8 protein-coding genes and 4 pseudogenes are annotated in these 19,477 nt (G+C 68.3%); 5 read left to right on the forward strand and 7 right to left on the reverse strand.

All coding sequences use genetic code 11. The features are described from left to right. Positions 1-105: pseudogene (locus ACF1GV_RS40570) on the forward strand (IS5/IS1182 family transposase); the annotation flags it as partial. 66 nt (positions 106-171) lie between these two features. Here ACF1GV_RS40570 and ACF1GV_RS40575 read toward each other — a convergent pair. Both ACF1GV_RS40575 and ACF1GV_RS40580 read right to left on the reverse strand, forming a co-directional pair. After that, positions 172-1,086: a transposase family protein gene (locus tag ACF1GV_RS40575; protein WP_391691933.1), complete on the reverse strand. Its 915-nt coding sequence runs from the start codon at positions 1,084-1,086 to the stop codon at positions 172-174. Between the two features lie 780 nt (positions 1,087-1,866). Next, a complete protein-coding gene (locus ACF1GV_RS40580; RefSeq protein WP_391691897.1) occupies positions 1,867-3,024 on the reverse strand; it encodes a Dyp-type peroxidase in 1,158 nt (385 codons plus the stop codon). 89 nt (positions 3,025-3,113) lie between these two features. Between ACF1GV_RS40580 and ACF1GV_RS40585 the strand changes: the two genes are divergently transcribed. Next, positions 3,114-4,451, forward strand: coding sequence for a right-handed parallel beta-helix repeat-containing protein (locus ACF1GV_RS40585; RefSeq protein ID WP_391691899.1), 1,338 nt, complete (start codon positions 3,114-3,116; stop codon positions 4,449-4,451). 7 nt (positions 4,452-4,458) lie between these two features. Here the strand turns inward: ACF1GV_RS40585 and ACF1GV_RS40590 are convergent, their stop codons facing one another. Continuing rightward, positions 4,459-5,142 carry a hypothetical protein gene (locus ACF1GV_RS40590; protein WP_391691935.1) on the reverse strand — a complete coding sequence of 228 codons (684 nt, stop codon included), beginning with the start codon at positions 5,140-5,142 and terminating at the stop codon, positions 4,459-4,461. Positions 5,143-5,444: 302 nt separating this feature from the next. Continuing rightward, entirely contained in the window at positions 5,445-7,967 is a 2,523-nt protein-coding gene (locus tag ACF1GV_RS40595) for an SdrD B-like domain-containing protein (protein WP_391691901.1), read from the reverse strand. Between the two features lie 893 nt (positions 7,968-8,860). Between ACF1GV_RS40595 and ACF1GV_RS40600 the strand changes: the two are divergent. The 3 pseudogenes from ACF1GV_RS40600 to ACF1GV_RS40610 form a co-directional block, all read left to right on the forward strand. Next, positions 8,861-9,167, forward strand: a pseudogene (locus tag ACF1GV_RS40600) (transposase family protein); the annotation flags it as partial. 584 nt (positions 9,168-9,751) lie between these two features. Then, positions 9,752-15,577, forward strand: a pseudogene (locus ACF1GV_RS40605) (DNRLRE domain-containing protein); the annotation flags it as partial. A 228-nt stretch (positions 15,578-15,805) separates the two neighbouring features. Next, positions 15,806-16,396, forward strand: a pseudogene (locus ACF1GV_RS40610) (polymorphic toxin-type HINT domain-containing protein); the annotation flags it as partial. Positions 16,397-16,495: 99 nt separating this feature from the next. On the opposite strand, the gene ACF1GV_RS40615 reads toward ACF1GV_RS40610, so the two are convergent. The 3 genes from ACF1GV_RS40615 to ACF1GV_RS40625 form a co-directional block, all read right to left on the reverse strand. After that, positions 16,496-16,882, reverse strand: a complete 387-nt coding sequence (locus tag ACF1GV_RS40615) for a hypothetical protein (RefSeq protein ID WP_391691903.1) — start codon at positions 16,880-16,882, stop codon at positions 16,496-16,498. A gap of 635 nt (positions 16,883-17,517) precedes the next feature. Beyond that, the gene (locus ACF1GV_RS40620) at positions 17,518-17,811 is read right to left on the reverse strand and encodes a hypothetical protein (protein WP_391691905.1); all 294 of its coding nucleotides are present in this window, start codon (positions 17,809-17,811) and stop codon (positions 17,518-17,520) included. A gap of 391 nt (positions 17,812-18,202) precedes the next feature. Next, complete coding sequence (locus ACF1GV_RS40625; RefSeq protein ID WP_391691907.1) at positions 18,203-19,174, reverse strand: hypothetical protein; 972 nt, start codon at positions 19,172-19,174, stop codon at positions 18,203-18,205. Positions 19,175-19,477: the final 303 nt, after the last annotated feature.

Below are 19,477 nucleotides of genomic sequence, written 5' to 3' on the forward strand. Positions count from 1 at the left end.
GGCTGCCGACGCCTCCACCGACGCTACGAACGCAGGGCCAGCCACTTCCTGGCCTTGACCAGCATCGCTTGCACCCTGATCTGCTACCGCCGTCTAGCCAATTGAGATGACTTGTAATGAGTTGGTGCGTGATAGTGGGTGAGGCGTGTTTGGCCTGGTCGTGGCCTGTTCTCAGGTGTTGTTGGTGCGGTCGGAGACGAGGCCGGCGATGGCGCGGTAGGTGTCGGGCAGGCGGTCGCGGTGATGGGTCCAGCGCATCAGTTGTTTCCAGCGTTTGTGGTCAGCGAGGGCGTGTTCGACGGTGATCCGGTCGGAGGAGTGGCCGTGGCGGTCGCGTTCCCACTGTTCGACTCTGCCGGGTAGTGCTCCGGGCCGGGGTTTTCTCGGCGGTGTGATCGCTTGCCCGCGGTGGTCGCGGCTCAGGCCCAGGTAGCCGTCGTCCAGGAGGACCTCGACGTCGGGGAAGTGCCGGAAGCAGATGGTGATGCCTTCGTTGCGGGCAGCCGTGGCGTCGTGCGTGCGCCCAGGTCGTAGGGCATCGGTCCATAACGTGCGGCCACGCCAGTCGGCGATCACGGTGGCCTTCATCGTGTTCTGCTTCTTCTTGCCCGAAATAAACGCGCGCCGTCCGCCGCGCCCGGCCGGTGGTCGGCGGACCTGGATCTCGGTAGCGTCCAAACGCAGCTCGACGCCTTCGGCCTGGACATAGGCAAACACATCCGTCAGCGTCCGAAGACGTAGGCCGGGACGGCCGGGAACCGCGCATCCCCGCTCCGCGAGGAGCGTGCGCACCTCTGCGATCGCCCGGGTGGCGGTGCAACGGTCGACACCGAACAGCAGCCCCAGCACCGAGTGCGGCAGGTCGTGCCGGAGATGGATCAGCGTGGCCACCAGCCGGTCGACGAACACCAGCTGATGGCGTGCGCCAGCACCCGCGGCCCGCTTGCGGACTCCTCCTCGTGCGGCATGGCGTCGGCCCTCGAGTCCGGCCTGCCACGGTGCCGCCAACTCCTCGACCAGGCAGGCAAGATGCTGTCGAGAGATCCCCGTGAACAGCCGATGCAGCAGCACCGCCCGATTGACCATGATCGCCACACCCGGGATCATGTCACCTGCCTGGCAAGACGCTTCACCGCTATCACGCACCAACTCGTAAGACTGAGGTCCTCCGCGGCAGCTACTGGGACGGGCACCCAGTTGCTCGCCGGGGACCCCGCTGTCGATCCATGCCCACAGTCTCAGACGAGCCGGAATCCTCGTGGCATGATGCGGCCCTTGATTGCGCGATTTGGGCACTGCGCGGGCGTTGAGGACTCGCCGCGTGGTGTCGCGCTGAAGTCTGCTGGACGAGTGCCACTCCGGCCACTCAACCATGCGCGCTGACCGATGGGTTCTGGTGGCCCAGGGTAAGGGGACGGACATTGGCGTCTTCCCGCGCACAGCCCCTGCCGACTCCGGCTTGCACGTCGAGCTGGGTGTTGTGGGACAAGCCCGGGCCGGGTTCGATCAGGAGGCAACCTGCCCCGGATCGCCCTCCATTCGTAACCTCATGAGGCTCACAAGCACCTCACAGTCCCCTTGTCCTGACCATATGGCGGCGAGAAGGACGTTCGTCACTCCTCGGCATGACGCGACGCCGAGGATGCACGCCTGTGCGGGGGTCAGGCCCGGCCGGATGAGGTCGGCGAGTTCTTGGTCGACCATGGCGGGGAGCTCCCCGCCATGCAGCGGGGCCGACGCGCCGTGCCGGCGCGGCCGTGAGTCGACTCCGGCTGCGGATGGATACTCCGTCGCGCCTGACCAGCGCGGCTGATTGGTCGGCGCAGCCTCAGTGTGCGCGCTGCCGAAGCCACGGGCGCGGCGTGTTCAGCCGAACAGCTGGGAGCCGAGGGGGTGTTGCCGGTCGAAGCCGGGGAGGATCAGGAATGTGGCGCTGGCTGTTGTGGTGGTGAATTGCAGCAGTGCGTCGGAGGTGTCCATGTGGGTGAGGGTGGCGGTGAAGGTCCGCAGGTCGTTCTGGAAGCTGATGAATAGCAGGCCGGGGGCGGGATCGTCGGTGGTGTAGGAGCGACGGAGCATGAGGCCGACCCCGACCACGGTGGCGTGTGCCCTGCGCACGTGGGAGTTGGCGGGGACGAGATAGCGCCCGTCCGGTGTCTTGGCGCCGAGATCCGGACCCTCGGCGACGGCGCCGCCGGAGAGGGAGACGCCGCTGGCCCGGCGACGCCCGAAGACCGCTTCCTGCTCGGCTACCGACAGGGCGGCGAACCGCGGCAGGTCGAGTTCCATGCGCCGCAGTACGGCGATGGTGCCGCCGGCGACCGCGGGGGGCCCGGCCAGCCACAGGTCGCGTTGTTGTTCAGCGGTCGTGTGCGGCCCCACGATGCCGTCGATGAATCCGAGCGGGTTCCGTGGCGCGGTAAGGCCGTTGCCGATGGGCACGTTCGTACCGCGACGTGCGGACTGGCGCCAGCGTTCGTGGATGCGGTCACCGGTCTGGGACAGGAGCGCCGATGCGACGACTGGTAAGAGCAGCGCGTTGCTGGCGCAGATCTGTATGAGCAGGTCACCGCCGCGTGCTTGCGGGGCGATCCGCTCGCGGGAGAACCGCGGAAGGTCGGCCGTGCCGGGCAGCGAGGCACCAGCCGTGCGTACCAGCCGAGGGCCCACGCCGACGGTCACGGTGAGGTCGCCCGGTGGCAGGCCCAGCAGCCGCGGGTCGGCTCCCGCGGTGAGGGTGCTGATGGCCTTGCCGAGTTCGGCCAGGAGAGGGCCGGGCGCCACGGTGGCACCGAGGTCGGCCACCACGGCCAGCAGGTTGCCCTGGGCCGGCTGCGGGAGCGTGACGCCGGCCTGATGGCGGCCCGTCGCCGCAACCGGCGTCGGTGTGGCCGCTGGAGCAGGGGCGTGCCTTCCGGGCTGGGCGGAGTCCGATGTGCACCCGGCGGTCAGACCGGCGGCCACCGTGGCGCCGGTGACATCGAGGAACCTGCGGCGCGACGGGTGGTGATCGGCTCGGTGCATGGTGTGCAGAGTGCCACACCCGCATAATGCGTGCCGGTCAACCTCACGATTGCTGCCTGGAATCGGTCGGCATGCCAGATAGTGGGATCATGCCTCGATTAGCTTTTCGCGTGTTGGCGGCGGTAGTGGGCATGCTGACACTTGTGGTCGGCTGCGGCGGCGATGGCGGATCGGGCAAAGGCCGTCGACCGGCCGGCGCGCACGTGACAATCCGCGTACCCGGCGATGCCCCGACGATCTCGGATGCGGTGTCTCTCGCTCACCCCGGTGACCTGGTGCTGGTCGCTCCGGGCGTGTACCACGAGTCTGTGAAGGTCTCCACACCTCGTGTGACTCTTCGCGGTGAGTCCCGGGACAAGGTCGTCATCGACGGGCGGTTGCAGCAGCCGAACGGTGTCGTCGTCACCGCGCCCGGGGCGGCCGTGGAGAACCTGACCGTGGAGAACAACACGCAGAACGGGGTGCTGATCACCGGTTCGGCGAAGGCGGCCTCCGGGCTGCCCGGGCATTCCGGGGGCTACGACACCGGCGATGAGCCCGTCACCTTCCTGAAGTCGTTCCTGATCTCGTATGTCACCGCGACCCACAACGGTCTGTACGGTATTTACGCGTTCTCCGCGCAGAACGGTGTCATCGAGCACTCGTACGCTTCAGGCGGGGCCGACTCGGGAATCTATGTCGGGCAGTGCAAACCGTGTCAGATCGTGGTGCGGGACAACGTCGCCGAACTCAACGCGGTCGGATACGAAGGCACCAACGCCAGCGGAGACATGTACGTGGTCGGCAACCGCCTGGTCGGCAACCGGGTCGGCCTGACCACCGACTCCGACCACCAAGAGAAGCTGCTCCCCCAGCAGGGCGCCGTCATCGCGGGCAATCTGATCGCCGCCAACCAGCAGACAGCCACCCCGGAGCAGGCCGACGGCGGGTGGGGCACCGGCATCGGCATCGACGGCGGCAGCGACAACCAGTTCATCCGCAACCGCATCGCAGGCAACCGCAACGCCGGGCTGGTGATCACCGCAAGCGCCGACCTGCCTCCGGTCGGCAACCAGATCGTGGACAACACGTTCACCGGCAACGGCGTCGACGTCGGCTGGACGTTCCCCACCGCCACGCGGGGGCGGGGCAACTGCCTGCGCGACAACAAGCTGCACACCACGGTGCCCGCCCGGCTCACGACCACCGCGTCCTGCCCGCTTCCGGCCCGGTCGCCCTCGCCGGCCGGCAGGTGGGCGATGCCAACGGCACCCGGTGGCATCCCGTTCACCGAGGTCGCGGCGCCTGGTCCACAGCCGCAGTTCCCCCACCCCCTCACGACGGGCGCCACCGCCGTCCCGGCTGTTCCGGCCCTACCGGATCCCGCCGACATCCCGCTGCCTTCGGCCTCCCTGCTCGCCGCTCAGGCGCGGGTGCAGACGTCCTGAACAGCAGCTACCGCGTCGGAGTGACTCCGGGTACCGGCTTGACCGGAACGTACTTGTGGGTGTCGAAATCCATGACCACCGGCTGCGTCGCGGAACTCACGCTGATGCGGACCCGGTACATGGTGCCGTCCGAGCCGACCCAGTAGCGCACGTTGCCCGCCGTACCCGAGCGTTCACGGGAGGACGGCCCGGTCATGACGTCCACCCGATGCCCGTCCACCTGGTCTCGTCCCCACCAGGCGGCGCCGTTCTGCGGCAGCAGTTGGGCGTTGTCCGGCCGGTCGCTGCCGAGACCGAGTGCGATGGTCAGCGAACTGTCCAGCGAGCTGCCCGAGGACTGCAGCGGACGGCTGTACCAGCCCGAGTCGGGCGGCGACGCGGGCGCGTGCGCCGGGGCCTTCACCATCGGGTGGACGAACACCGAGGTGGCCGTCCACTCGATCAGCCCGTCGCTGGATGTGTCGCGCCCGGTGCCGTGCACAACGCCGTAACCGACCTTGCCCCGGTAGTCGACGGACGCGGTGACGATCAGCCCACCGGCGGTGCCCGGCACAGTGATCGTCACCGCGCGGCCGTGCGCCTCGTAGTTACGGAACCGCGTGATCGCCAGCCGGTTCGCCTCATCCGACGTCAGTGCGCGCGGACCGCTGGAGCCGGAGCCGCCGCCTGCGAGGAGGAACGCGGCACCCACCGCGACGGCGGCTGTGCCGACGAGGGCTGCCGCCCAGCGGGGCCGCAGCCATCGGCGCCGGTACGCCGCACGGCCCGGTGGGGTTTGCTGGACTCTCGCGCTGCGCACGCGGCTCGACGCTGACACTCTTCCGACTCCCCCTCTCAGTCACCGCACTGCCCGGCCGCCGTGCGGTCGCGGCGACACTCGGCAGTCCGGTGACGGACGACGCCAAGGCCGGCCCTCGTCGACCGGCCTTGGCGTGATCTGCCCGACCGCGTCATCCGGATCGCGGGCAGGCAGATCACTGTTGTTCGGTTCGTTCAGTGTTTCTGGGCGCGGCGTTTCCGGCTCATGAACGCGAGGACCAGGCCGGCGCCCACCAGCAGGCCGACGAGGGCGATCATCCCTGGCAGCCCGGTCATACCGGTGTGCGCCAGCCCACCCGTGACCCCGCCGGCCGGGCCCCGGTTGTTGGCAGGCGGCGCGGGTGACGACGGCGTGGAGGCCGGCGGCGACACCGGTGAGCTCGGTGACGAGCTCAAGGTCGGACTCGGAGTCGGAGTCGGCGTTTCCTTCGGGATGTACACCCCGGCGTCGATCGTGTGATCGACTCCGCCCGGCTTGTCCGGCGCCGTGACGGGCGCGTAGCCGTTGCACGACTGCCCGCTGGTCGGCGGGGTCACATTGGAGTCGTGCGCACGGTCGGAGCCGGCCCGTGGGAGCGTGAAGCGCAGCTCGCTCGCCGGGGGCTGCTCGGGCACCTTGCTGGTGTCCGCGGTGCACACGTCGAACTGCACCGTGTATTTTGCACCCGGTGTGAGCTGGTACGCGGCGCCGACACCACCGAAGTAGTACTCGCCGGCGGCATTGGTCCTGGTCGTGGCGACCTGTTTGCCGTCCGCGTCCAGGAGGTTGATCGTCGCTCCCGGCAGCAGTACCTGCCCGGGGTCCTGGATCCCGTTGTGGTCGCCGTCGAACCACACGACGTTGCCGATCTGGATCGGCGCGTTCGCTGCCGCGTACGCGATGTCACCGAGGCCGCCGGCCTTGCCGAACCCGCCTTGTTCCCGGCTGACGAACTGGAACCCGTTGGCGGTCGGGCTGTTGCCCGGGCCCTGACCGGTCGTGATGTCGTGGTATCCGGTTCCTGAGGTCGCGACGTTGACGACCGGGTCGAACTCCGTGCTGACGACCCACTGCTGCTGCGGGATGTAGGCCACCGACCCCAGCGCGGTCTCCTGGTGCGCGTTGGCGTAGAAGTCGCCCGGGAAGTATTCGACGACATCGACGTCCTGGCCGCCACTGCTGGCGGGAGTGGCGTGGTTGGAGCAGCTCCCGGTGCCCTCCCACTGGTATTCACCGGTGGGAGTGGCGCAGACCATGGTGATGTCACCACCGGACATGCCGGTTTCCGCCGTGGGGGTGCCCGGGCGGGGGTCCAGCCCTCCCCAACTGAGCACGTCCATGAACCGGTCGCGGAAGCCCAGGATCATCGAGCCGTCGCGGCCGAAGGCGAGGGAGGCCAACTCCGGCTGCGGAGCGATGAAGTTGTTGCTGTCGGGGGCCGTCCTGCGTTCGTCCCACGTGGCCAGGCTGGTGTTCCACGGGTTCCAGTGGGTGGCCTTGTCGCCGGAACCGAAGACAGTGCCGCGCTTGTAGGTGAGCGCGTGGGTCAGCACCGTGGTGAACCGCTTGCCGTCGTAGATGTAGACGACGGCCTTCAGGTCCGCGCGCTTCTGCGTGCTCTCCGCATCGCACACGCCGCCGACGTACAGCGTGTTGTTGTGGACCTCGAGACCGAACGGCCGCCAGTCGCCGGGGCTCGCGCACCCCGGGTCCGGGATCGGCACGGTGGCCTCGGGCAGCGCGGCGGTGGCCCCTGTCGCATCGAAGCTCACCAGGCTGCGGGTCAGCAGGTTCACCGCGTACAGCGTGGAGCCGTCCTCCGACAGGGCCAGGCCACCGATGCTCTCCTTGCCCGGTGCGTCGATGAACCCGGGGTCCCTCATCATGTCGGCGCTGTCGTGCGGCGTCACAGCAGCGGCCGGCACCCGCGCGAACAGCTCCGGCGCACCTGAGCCGTTGACCGGCACCGTGTAGATCGCACCGGCGCCCTTCGGCCCGTAGGGGGTGAAGCGGCGGGCGAACGCGCTCTGGAACAGCCGACTGCGGTACTTGTCGTACGCCAGCCCGAACGTCGTACCCACCTGGTCCTGCGTGGCCAGCGTGGCCGGGCACGACACATCCGTGGGACACGTACCACGGGTCTTCGTCCCGAATGCCACCAACGCCCGGGTGTCGGTTCCGTTGGCACCGTTGTGGACCGGTACGAAATACCGCGAGTCCGGCAGCGTGTAGTCGGCCGGATCCCACACCCCCGTCACCACTGAGGCGTTCTTTCCGCCGGACACGTCCACGAACGACGTGAAGCTGTCGAAGTGGTTGTCCGCCGTCGAGGCGGGCGCCGGCCGCAGATAGCCGCTGTACGGCGCCGGGACGCTGACGTCGACGCGGTACTGCCCGCCGCTCAGCACCGTCGGCCCCGACACCACGACCTTTCCAGTGGCATCCGTGACGCCTGTGACGGTGTGCCCAGCGGGATCGGAGACCTGCACCTTCATGCCCCGCTGCGGCACGTCCATCGTCGCGTTGATCACGCCGGTGCCGAAGAAATCGCGCAGCACCTCAACCGTCAGCGTTCCATCGGTGGTCGAAGCGGAGGCCGTTCCGGTCGTCACTCCCACGGCGCCGCCTGCCAGTAAGAGAACGGATAACCCGATGCGCGCCGCCGGCCCCGCAAGCCTGCGGGCCGACCGGCGTAAATCTCTCCCGACTCGGTTCATGGCATCACACTCCACACTTCTCTTGTCGTGAAACGAAGCACGCGATTTTCGCCTCACGTTGACTTCGTAGCCCCAGACGCGGACGCCGGTCGCGACGGAAAAGGAAAAGGGCCCCCAACTGTTACAGGGACCGCTTTGTGGTGATCGTCTGAGAATGATGCGGGCGAGTTGTAAACACCGCAGACCAGGGAAAGCGAACGCGTGTTCAGGGCCTCGGGCTGGACCGCCTTGGGCTGCGTGTTCTTGCAGCTCAATCACGGCTTCTTCCCCCCTGGCCGATCTCGCCGACCGCCATCGCGAGCAGCGCGCGACATTCTATGCGCTGGAGACTTACGGTCACCACCAGAACGGCAATCATGGGACGGTGATGATGCCGGGAGTGCTCAGAGAAACGGCGATCGGAAGCATGCGCGGCAGCAACGTGACGACTGAATCCGGTCCGATTATGTGCGTGACGCCCCGTCGAGGCATCTGGGACATCGCACAACGACCTTGTGCTGACACGGCGGTGTGGCCGTGTGGAGTGTTCACGAGATGGCTGAGAATCGCCGGTCCGGGAGATGACGGCCGGAGCGAACGCCGGCTTGGTGCCGCGCGCGCCCGGCGGCACGCCCTTGGGCGCTGGTTGTCCGCAGGCGCAGGCTGTGGGACCAGCAGCGGGCATTACGAGGGGGGATGCCGTGCCTGTGGGAGTGGTGAAGTGGTCCGCCCCTGAGCGGGGTGTAGGCCAAGTTGTGCAGGACGGCAAAGGGCCCGATGCCCTTGTGTGCCAGTCATTGAGCTTCTTCGAGTTGGCGACCGATCAGGTGCCGGTCCATGAAGCGCGACGAGCGAGACCCCCGAGCTGTTGATCGAGATGTCTGACGTCTCAACCACGCTGTTGGGGGGCCTCGTTGGTGGTCTGTCCTGCCACACTCGACCTGCCCCGTGCGCTCGTGGAGTGGGTCATGATGCTCATCGTCACCCGTGAGGGTGAGCGGCGCTGCAAGCTTTACCCGTCTCAGCGCGCGAGGGTGGCACTGGTGCGCCTGCGCGAACGCACGACCTGGCGAAGATCGCTGCCGGGTTCGGATCAGCGAGTCCACCGCCCACGCCTTCATCAGCGCGGTCATCCACCTGCTCGCCGACCGTGCGCCGGGTCCGCTGAAGGTCCTGCGCGAGGCTGATGCGGACTTCGTCCTGCTGGACGGCAAACTCGCTTTGATCGGATACATCTGTCCGATTAGTGATCAGCGATGCGATGTGGACCGGATCCAGCCGCTCATGCCGGCCGACCGGGTTCGCGGGCGGCGATGGGCCGATCACCGTCACACCACCGCGTGCCCGGCACCGGCCCGAGTCGGCCCCGGACCCGGCCACTCCGCAGCCACCTGCGGCGCCGGGGTATCCGAGGGGTCATCCCGCAGCCGTTCGCCCGGCTTCGAGAGCGAGGCATACGCAGCGCAGCAGTGTCGAGCGGTGCATCAGCCGCCCCAAGCAACGGCGCGGCCCGACCACACGAACCGACAAGCTCGCGATCGCCTACCAGGCTGCTCATGCGGTCTGTCTCGGTGACTTATATCACTCTGCACTTGGGCCCCATCGGGGATCAGTTGTGCCAACTTGTCGCCCTTCCTCGCCCTCTTACCTCCCTCTTACCTTTACGGCGGTGTCACACAGGTGGCACACAGCAAACTACGAAGAAGCCGAGACTCATGACGATCCATAAGCCCGCTCCGCATGAGCGGGGCAGGCCTTGGTCGGGGGGAACACTCCGCTACGTGGCGGGGAGCGTTGCCCTGGCCTTGGCCGTCTCGCTGCTCGACGGCACAAGCACGGCGGCCGCCGCCGACTCACCGGACAAGGCCGGCAAGCAGCCGAAGCCAGCCGTGACACAGGCCGCTGACATCCCCTCGGCCCGAGTGGCCGCGCGACTGTCGGGGCGACGTGTCGAGGCCCTTTCCGAACGGACCGAGACGTCCACGACGTGGGCGAACAAGGACGGTTCGCTCACCACCGAGCTCACGGCCGGCCCGATCCGGTTCCAGGAGGACGGCCGCTGGCGCCCGGTGGACCTCACGCTGGTCGAACAGGCCGGCGGCGCGGTCGAGCCCGTCGGCCATCCCAACGGGTTGCGGCTCAACGTCGGCGGCGGCGCCAAGGCCCGCTCGCTGCGGGAGGCAGCCACCGCCGGGGCACGCGACCTCGTGACCCTGGGCGAGGGCGACCAGCAGATCACCCTTCAGTGGAAGGGCGGCCTGCCCAAGCCGCGGCTCGACGGCACCCGCGCCACCTACGTGGACGCCTTGCCCGGTGCCGACGTCGTCGTCGAGGCGACCCGTACCGGGTACGAGCAGTACGTCGACATCCGGCAGCGCCCGGCCACGACCGGCTACACCTACACGCTACCGCTGAAGGCGAAGGGCCTGAACGTCAAGCCACTGGAGGACGGCAGCGTCCTCTTCACCGACCGCAAGAACAAGAGGCGGGCCGTCACGCCCGCCCCAGTGATGTGGGACGCCACCACCGACAAAGTCTCCGGAGAGCACACCCACCGCGCGAAGGTCGGCCTGAAGGTGGTCCAGCGCAGGGGCTCGGTCGACCTTGTGCTCACGCCCGACGCGAAGTTCCTCGCCGATCCGCAGACGAAGTACCCGGTGACGGTCGATCCGTCCACCTCCGCCCTCAGCAACGTCTTCGACACCTACGTCCAGCAGGGCGAGACCGTCGACTGGTCCGCCGACACTGAGTTGGACCTGGGCAATCCGGGCACGAAGAACGCCGACGGCACCTTCCGCACGGCCCGTTCGTTCATCTCCTGGAACACCGCGCCGGTCGCCGACGCGCTGGTGATGGACGCCAAGCTGTCGCTGTGGAACTTCCACTCCGGCAACTACACCGGCTCCTCCTGCCCGAACCAACCGTGGGAGGTGTGGTCCGCCGGGGCCGCCTCGACCTCCTCGCGCTGGACAGCCCAGCCGGCGTGGATCGCGCAGAAGGCCACGTCCTCGGAGACCCGGGGCAACGCCTCCTGCGGCACTCAGCCGGACGGCTGAATCAACGTCGACGTCACCACGCTGGTGCAGGAGTGGGCGTCGGCGAAGGCTGCGAAGTCCCACATGGGCCTGCGCGCCTCCGACGAGGCCGTCACCGGGCAGTGGAAGCGCGTCAACTCCGCCAACGCCGCCGCCAACCCGCCCAAGCTGGTCGTGACGTACAACTACCGGCCGCGCACGGGCACCAAGCAGGAGGCGGGGCCGCCGTACTACTCCTACAGCGGCGCCTACGTGGTCAACACCACGACCCCGACCCTGCGGGACACCTTCGTCGACCCCAACGGTGACAAGGTCAACGGCACCTTCCAGATCTTCGACTCCGCTACCAACACGCAGGTCGGCAACGTCATCGTCTCGCCGTGGGTGAACTCCGGACAGGTCGCCTCCGTGACCGTCCCGGCCGGCGTGCTCGGCAACGGCAAGACGTACAAGTTCCGTACGTCACCGTACGACGGCACGCACTACAACCTCGGCTGGTCGGAGTGGAAGACCTTCACGGTCGACACCGCGGCGCCTTCCGCCCCCACTGCGATCACGTCCACGGACTACCCGTCCGCCGCGTGGGTCCGGGGGGCAGACCAGGCCGGCACCTTCACGGTCACTCCCAGCGGCACCGACCACAACTGGCTGGAGTGGACGCTGGACGGTGTGACCTGGACGAAGGTCGCCACCGGTGGCTCCACCGCCGCCAAGGCCCTCAGTATCGCCCCGCCCAAGGACGGCTCGCACACCTTGCAGGTCCGGCAAGTCGACAAGGCGGACAACAAGTCCGAGGCCGTTGAGTACACCTTCCACGCCGGGCCGGGCGGCTTCGTCCAGCCCGACGAGGGCGAGCGCACCGCCCGACGCCTGCCGCTCGTCGCGGAAGCCGACGGATCGAAGTACGACAAGGTGTCGTTCTCCTGGCGCCGCTCCGAGGCAGACGCATGGACGCAGATCCCCGCGGCGCAGGTCACCTCGGGCGGCACCCCGCTGACCTCCTGGCCCGTGCCGCTCACGGCCGGCCGCAACGCCCAGTTGGTGTGGGAAGCGACCAACACGGTCGACCCGGACGGCACCGTCCAGATCAAGGCCGACTTCACCGGTCCCAACAGCGCCTCGGGCAGCACGCAGCCGCTGAACGTCGTCGTCGACCGCACCGCCTCAGGCGCCGCGACCGACGAGATCGGCCCGGGCCAGCTGAACCTGCTGACCGGTGACTTCACCCTGTCCGCCACCGACACCACGCACTTCGACCTGTCGGTGACCCGCACCGCGTCCTCCCGCAAGCCGGACGCCGGCGCGCAGCAGGCCGGCCAGGTGGCCATCTTCGGTAAGGAGTGGGTGTCGGGCACGGCCGCCGAGGCCACCGACTCCGACTACTCGCACCTTCAGCGGATCTCCGACACGGCCGTGGCCGTGGTGGACCTGGAGGGCGAGGAGATCTCCTTCACCGCCAACGCGGCGAAGACGGGCTGGATACCGGAGCCCGGCTCCGAGGAGCTGACCCTCACCGGCAGCGTGTCCGGCAGCTTCACCCTTTCCGACACCGCGGGCACGGTCACCGAGTTCACCAAGCCGGACCCGGCCGCGACCACCTGGCAGGTGTCCAGCGCGCTGATGGACGGCCTGGCCCAGACCTCGACGACCGTGGTCTCCGAGACGGTGAACGTATCCGGCAAGACGCTGGCCCGCCCCAAGCGCGTCATCGCGCCGACGTCGGCCGCGTCCGCCGCGACCTGCACGGCCACCCCGGCCACCAAGGGCTGCCGCTCGCTGGAGTTCGTGTACGCCACGGCAACCACCGCGAACGCCACCACTCTCGGTGACTTCGCCGGCCAGGTGAAAGAGATCCGCCTCTGGTCGACCGACCCCGGCGCCGCCGCGGCAACCTCCAAGGTCGTCCAGACCTACCGTTACGACGCAACCGGCCGGCTCATCGAGACGTGGAATCCGCTGATCAGCCCCGTGCTGAAGACGCAGTACGCCTATGACGGGGCGGGCCGCGTCACCCAGGTCACCCCGCCCGGTCAGCTGCCGTGGACATTCACGTACGGCAAGGCCGGCTCCGGCTCCGCCGCCGGTGACGGCATGCTGCTCAAGGCGTCGCGGCCCGCGCTGCAGCAGGGCACCCTCGACGTGGTCGAGGGGGAGGCCGCCACCAGCGTCGTCTACGACGTGCCGCTCACCGGCATCGCCGCCCCCTACAAGATGGGCACCGCCGACGTGAAGGCCTGGGGCCAGACGGACGCGCCGACCGACGCCACCGCCGTGTTCCCCGCCGACGCCGTCCCGGCGTCGAACGCGGGCGCCGCCCTGACGGCCGCGTCCTACCAGCGCGCGGACATCACCTACATGGGTGCCTCGGGCCGTGCGGTGAACGCTGCGACGCCCGGCGGCCACATCACCACGACCGAGTACGACCGTTTCGGCAACACCGTTCGTGAGCTGACGGCGGCCAACCGGAACGTCGCACTCGGTACTACCATTGCGGACCGTGCGACGCAGGCCGAGCTGGGCATTGCCTCGCTGGCCTCGTCCGAGCGCGCCGATCTGCTCACCACCAAGTCCGTCTACAACAGCAACGGCACCCGCGAGCTGGAGGAGTTCGGTCCGCTGCACCGTATCGACCTCACGGCGGACCTGAAGTCCGGCACCACCACCCTGGTGGCGGCGGGCTCGCCGGTCACCGCCCGCAACTGGACGGTCAACGCCTACGACGCGGGCCGCCCGACCGACGGCACCGCCAAGGTCAGGGACCAGGTCACCAAGGTCACCACCGGCGCCGAGGTCCGCGAGCACCCAGGTGTGCACGGTGAGACGCGCGTCGTGCAGACCGTGTACGACTGGGCCAAGGGCCTGCCTGTGCAGTCGATCCAGGACCCGGCGGGCCTGGCGATCACCACCACGACCGAGTACGACTCGCTCGGCCGTGTGGTCAGGACGTACAACACGGGCAGCACCGGCGCCGACGCGGGCACCGTGGTGACCGCCTACTGGTCCGCGACCGGCACCGGCGCGTGCGCCGGCCGCCCGGAGTGGGCCGACCTGGTGTGCTCCACCGGACCGGGCGGCGCCATCACCGGTGGCGGCAGCAACCCGGCACAACTGCCGACCACCACCACCGAGTACGACTGGTGGGGCAACGCCACGGTAGGCACCGACACCGCGAACGGTGTCACGCGGACCACGACCACCACCTACGACGCGGCAGGCCGTCGCGTCACCGCGAAGGTCACCGGCGGCACCGGCCAGGCCGTCCCGGACGCCACGACCGAGTACGACCCGGCCACCGGGCAGGAGTTGCGTACGACGTCGCCGACCGGCGGCACCATCACGCGGGTCTACGACAAGCTCGGCCGGCTCGCCTCGTACACGGACGCCGACGGCGGCAAAACCACCACCGAGTACGACCTGCTGGACCGCCCGGTCAGGGTCGGTGACAGCGTCCCGTCCAGCGTCACCTTCACCTATGACCACACCGTCGAGCCGCGGGGCCTGGCCACGAAGGCGACGGACTCTGTCGCGGGCGTCTTCCAGGCGACGTACGACGCGGACGGCTCGGTCGCCACGGAGAAGCTGCCCGGCGGCTACACGGTCACCCAGACCGAGGACACCACCGGCGCCGCCGTCGCCCGCACGTACACCCGTGACAGCGACGGCACCGTGGTGATGTCCGACGCGGTCACCGAGTCCGTGCAGGGCCAGACCACCAGCCACGCCGGCTGGTCGGACCAGACCTACCGCTACGACGCCGTCGGCCGTCTCGTCCAGGTCGACGACACCGTGGACACCGTCTGCACCCGGCGGACCTACGGGTTCGACAAGCACGCCAACCGCACGTCCCTGACCACGGCCGCCTCGGCGCCCGGTCTGGACTGCCCGACCACCGGAGGGACCAGCAAGACCTCGACGTTCGACAGCGCCGACCGCATCACCGACACGGGCTACGCCTACGACGCGTTCGGCCGCACCACGGCCTTGCCGGGCGGCGTGAGCGTCGGCTTCTACGCCAACGACCTCGCCTACCAGCAGACTGTCGGCAGCAAACGGCAGACCTGGAGCCTCGACGCCGCCCTGCGCTTCCGCGGCTGGACCGTGGAGAGCAACAGCGGCGGGACCTGGTCGCCGACCGAGAACAAGCTCAACCACTACGACGGCGACAACGACAATCCTCGCTGGATCATCGAGAACACCGCCACCGGCGCCCTGACCCGCAACGTGGACTCCCTGTCGGGGAACCTCGGGGCCGTCACCAGCGCCACCGGTGACACGGTGCTGCAATTCACCGACATCCACGGCGACGTGGCGCTCCAGCTCCCGCTCAACGCGGGCGAGGCCCCGATCGTTCTGGACACCGACGAGTACGGCAACCCGCGCGACAAGCAGCAGGCCGTGCGCTACGGCTGGCTGGGCGGCAAGCAGCGCTCCAGCGAGACAGTGGCCGGCTTCACCCTCATGGGCGTACGCCAGTACAACCCCGCCACCGGCCGGTTCCTGTCCCTCGACCCCCAGCGCGGCGGCAACGCCAACGCCTACGAATACTGCTCGGCCGACCCCGTCAACTGCTTCGACCTCGACGGCAAGTGGGGCTGGAAGAAGTTCTTCAAGAAGACTAAGCGCTGGGCCTGGCGCAACAAGTGGGACATCGCGCTCACCGCGGCAGGCTTCATCCCCGGCCTCGGCGCCGCCGCCTGGGGCTACCGCGCCTACCGCGGCTACCGGGCCCTACGGGCCGCACGGGCCATCGGCCGCAGCTGCCGATGGAACTCCTTCCTGCCCGAGACGCCGGTCGTCATGGCCGACGGCAGCACCCGGCCGATCAGCCAGGTGGAGGTCGGAGACCTGGTCCAAGCGGTCGACGAGATCACCGGTGAGACCACCGTCTCGCCCGTCTCCGACGTGATCATCGGTCACGGCACCAAGGATCTCATCACCCTGTCCGTGGACGCGGACGGCGACGGACGGTCGAAGAAGATCACCGCGACCGCCAACCACCCGTTCTTCGTCCAGGGCCGCGGCTGGATCGACGCGTTCCGGCTGACCCCGGGCTCGCGCCTGTCGAACCCGACCGGGTTCGCGCCGACGGTCACGGCCACCAGGCGGACGCAGGCGGTCCGGACCGTCTTCAACCTGACCGTCGCCGGCAGCCACACCTACTTCGTGGCCACCGACGGCAGGTCGGCGCTGGTCCACAACTGCGCCCGCTACATCCCCAAGAAGCGCAACGTACTGAACTGGTGGCACCCCACCCGCTTCAGCAGCAAGGCCTCGGCGATCCGCCACGCCAAGCAGGTCGCGCGGACCGGAGGCCGCTGCCGCTACCGCGGTCCGTGCGGTTCCGGCAACCACGTCCATGTCGACTTCATCAACCGATTCGGACGAATCTTCCGCACGAACCACTACCGCTGGTGAGCAGCGGGCTGGTGAACCGAGAGAGGTGAATGAGCGTCGGGGCGGTCAGAATCTCCTGACCGCCCCGACGCGCAGCTTGCGTATGCCGACCGTGAGACGTCAGCAGAACTCCTCGACATACAGCAGGATGCGGCCGTCCTCGGAGCGGAACTCGTACGCCTGGTACGTCCACGCCCCCGACCCGGCCGTGTCGAGTCCGTCCTTGATCAGTGCCCACGCCGCCTCGCGCTCCTCCCCCGGCACGGTCCGCAGCACCTCCCCGGCACCCTCCCCGACGATCACCTCGTCCGCGCCCCGTACGAGCCGCTTGACCAGCCGGACGTCCAACGGCCCCCGGCTCTTCGTCCACAGACAGCCCCGCTCGTCGACAAGCTCACCCGAACTCGCCGGCGAGCGCCCGCCCTCCACCGGATCGGACCCTTCCGCGGATTCCATGGCGGCCACCACGTCGGCGAAGCTCTTGTCTGACGTTCGCTTCTTCGGCATGAGACCAGTGTGACAGCAGACGCGTCGTGCATGAGCTCCCTTGGGGGACTGTCACCCGTGCCGGCCCGGCGGCACACCCATGCCTCCCGTTCGTCCGCGAGTCGTGAGGAATCCTCACCTGGTTGAGGGGCTAGCGTCCACCCCATCTGCCCAACGCGTGCGCCGGCTCGTCCTCGCCCGACGCCTGGTCGGCCAGCATGCCATCCTGGCCGGGATGCCATAAGAAGTGTTGTTCGTCGCGGTGGAGGGCACCACGGTGGTGCGGGCCGCAGCATTGCGCTTCCTCTCTGTCGATGGAACTGAGGGTTCGAGGGACGGTGTTCAGAAGGCACGCAGCCGAGGCTGAGTGGGACGACCGACATGCGCTGGTGCACGGATCAGACCGTTGAAGCGTCGGTGGCGAGACTGCCTTGAACCCGAAGAGCTGCCCGCACGACGGCCCGGTCGCCACAATGCGCACGCGGTCCACCACCCCTGAAGGGACCACCGCCTGGATCGACCGAACCCGAACCTAGAGCGGATCCGGGACGGGGGCCACTGCTTCTGGGATCCTTGGCTGCACCCAGCGCGACCGTCCCCACCACTGCGCACGCCGGCGTCGGCGTTTCGGCCAACTTCCCTACTCTATTGACCCGTTACGGCAGAATGGTCCATGCACCCACCACACGCCGACACGCGCTCCATCCTGCAATCGCAGTCGCATTCAGTTTTATTGCGGCTAAATCGCAGAAATTGACGATTGTCAGCGGCTTGCGTTCGTTCTTGTACTCGATGACCTCGTCAGGAGTGATGACCAGCAGCGGGTCCGGGTCGTCCGATGTCCCAGACAGAAATCCGGACACTTTCCGCCGCTTCTTGGTGAAGACTCGCCAATTCTCCGGAACGGGACCTTGCCTTGCTTGCATCAGGACGGTACGGGGATTCGTCACGCCGCCTCCCGTTTTCTCGACCGTGCCTAGCGAGAATTACTGAAGAGCTAGGAAACCTGGTCGGCCGCGATCCGCCTCGCCGGATCGTCCAGGACCCACAAGAATTCTCCGCTCCCTGGCTGGCGCACGCCACTTCGGCATTCCAGGTTCTGGTGAGGTTGCGCATGGCCATGCCGAGATCGGTGGTCACCGCCAGGTAGCAGTCGCGAGCAGTGCCCCGTGACTGGCTCATGTGGGCTGCTGTGACGGCCGCATTTGGGCCGCTTACAACGGCTAACACAATGAGGGGATTTGGCTTGACGACCACGCTGTGGTCCCTCAGGCTGGGCTTGCCTCTGGCGCGGAGCAAGGGCGTAGACGTGTTGGTGGAGTCGAGCCGAAGTGTTGACCGTCAGGGTCGACGTCTCCTTCGAGGAGAGAGCAGCAACCTCCAGCGGCTGGGGTCTCGCGTGGCCGCTGCAGCGAGTGTGGCCCAGTCCGGATGTGCAGGGCGCGAATCAGGACTGTCGAGTTCAGCCGAGTCGCGGCGAGGCGCCCTCACTGTGACTGCGCCGTTTGCGCCTTCCACGGTGACCTCCCGCCCTACCCTCGGGCTGCCTTGAGCGAGTGGCGGGGATGAATCGTCCTGCTCATCAGAGGACGAACGGGCAACAGGTCCCCCGATGGTGGTGATCTCCATGATCTGTTCTAGTCGGTTCAGCAGTGCCGTGGCCAGGGCTGCGCGTGCTTCATCTGCCAAGTCAAGCGCACGCTTCAACTCTTCGGAGCGAGAGCCGTCCAGATGTGCTTGATTGATCGCTGCCTCTCGAATCAGTTCGGTTACGCGCCTCAGTGCAGCCAGGACCCGTGCCTGCTCGTGAGAGCGGCCTTCGGCAGGGGAGCGGTGGGCGGGGTATCCATAACTCGACTGGTAGATCCAGATGCCGTCATGCAACGCGTGATCAAGGGCGAGCTGTGCCTGGTCGCTAGCGTCCGCCGCGGCGGCATCGAAGTCCTCAATCTGGACTGGTCGACCCAATCCAAGATCTTGAATCGTCCGCGCAAGCAGATCGCACCAGGCGCGCGCGGCCTTACGCATGCTGATGATGCGGTTCAGCTCGCCCTCCTTCTGAGACTGCCGACGTGCCTCGTCACGTGCCGACTCGGAGCCTGTCAGCGGACGGATACGGCGCTCTTGGCCCTGGGACAGGCGCAGGCGCACCTCGCCGGCCGTCCTCACCTGGGCCGCCAGGCTGGTAGGGAGCCGGCGCAGGACACCGCCCCAGACCCCGGAATCCGGCGGGAACAGCCCTAGGTCCACCTCGACGGCGATCTGCTCGTCGTCGAGGATGAGCAGCGCATCCTCACAGCACATCTGAGCCACATGCCGTCCATCCTTGCCGCCGCCCGCCCTACGCAACGCCTTGAGGCGGACGTCCGATCGGGTGTGTCACTTACATGTGCGCATTAGTCTGGAATGACCTGGTTCTGCGATCGAGAGCGAATCGGGAGGTGTGATGACCCCCGGCCGCTGAGGCGCTCACGCCACAGTAGCGGCCGGCGGGATGAACGAGGCGGGCAAGCCGATCTCCAGCACACTCCTAGCGGCCCTCAGACACGCCCAGATAGCCTGCGCCAGCGCCCGGCTTCCCTCTCGGCGGGGAAGCCGGGCGAACATGCTTCGCGC

Source organism: Streptomyces sp. NPDC014006 (genome assembly GCF_043088925.1).
Taxonomy (GTDB): domain Bacteria; phylum Actinomycetota; class Actinomycetes; order Streptomycetales; family Streptomycetaceae; genus Streptomyces.

Excerpts from the sequence above, each read along its gene's own strand:
- ACF1GV_RS40585 (WP_391691899.1), top strand. The coding sequence starts at position 3,114 with ATGCCTCGATTAGCTTTTCGCGTGTTGGCGGCGGTAGTGGGCATGCTG.
- ACF1GV_RS40615 (WP_391691903.1), bottom strand. The coding sequence starts at position 16,882 with ATGCCGAAGAAGCGAACGTCAGACAAGAGCTTCGCCGACGTGGTGGCC.
- ACF1GV_RS40595 (WP_391691901.1), bottom strand. The coding sequence starts at position 7,967 with ATGAACCGAGTCGGGAGAGATTTACGCCGGTCGGCCCGCAGGCTTGCG.
- ACF1GV_RS40575 (WP_391691933.1), bottom strand. The coding sequence starts at position 1,086 with ATGGTCAATCGGGCGGTGCTGCTGCATCGGCTGTTCACGGGGATCTCT.
- ACF1GV_RS40580 (WP_391691897.1), bottom strand. The coding sequence starts at position 3,024 with ATGCACCGAGCCGATCACCACCCGTCGCGCCGCAGGTTCCTCGATGTC.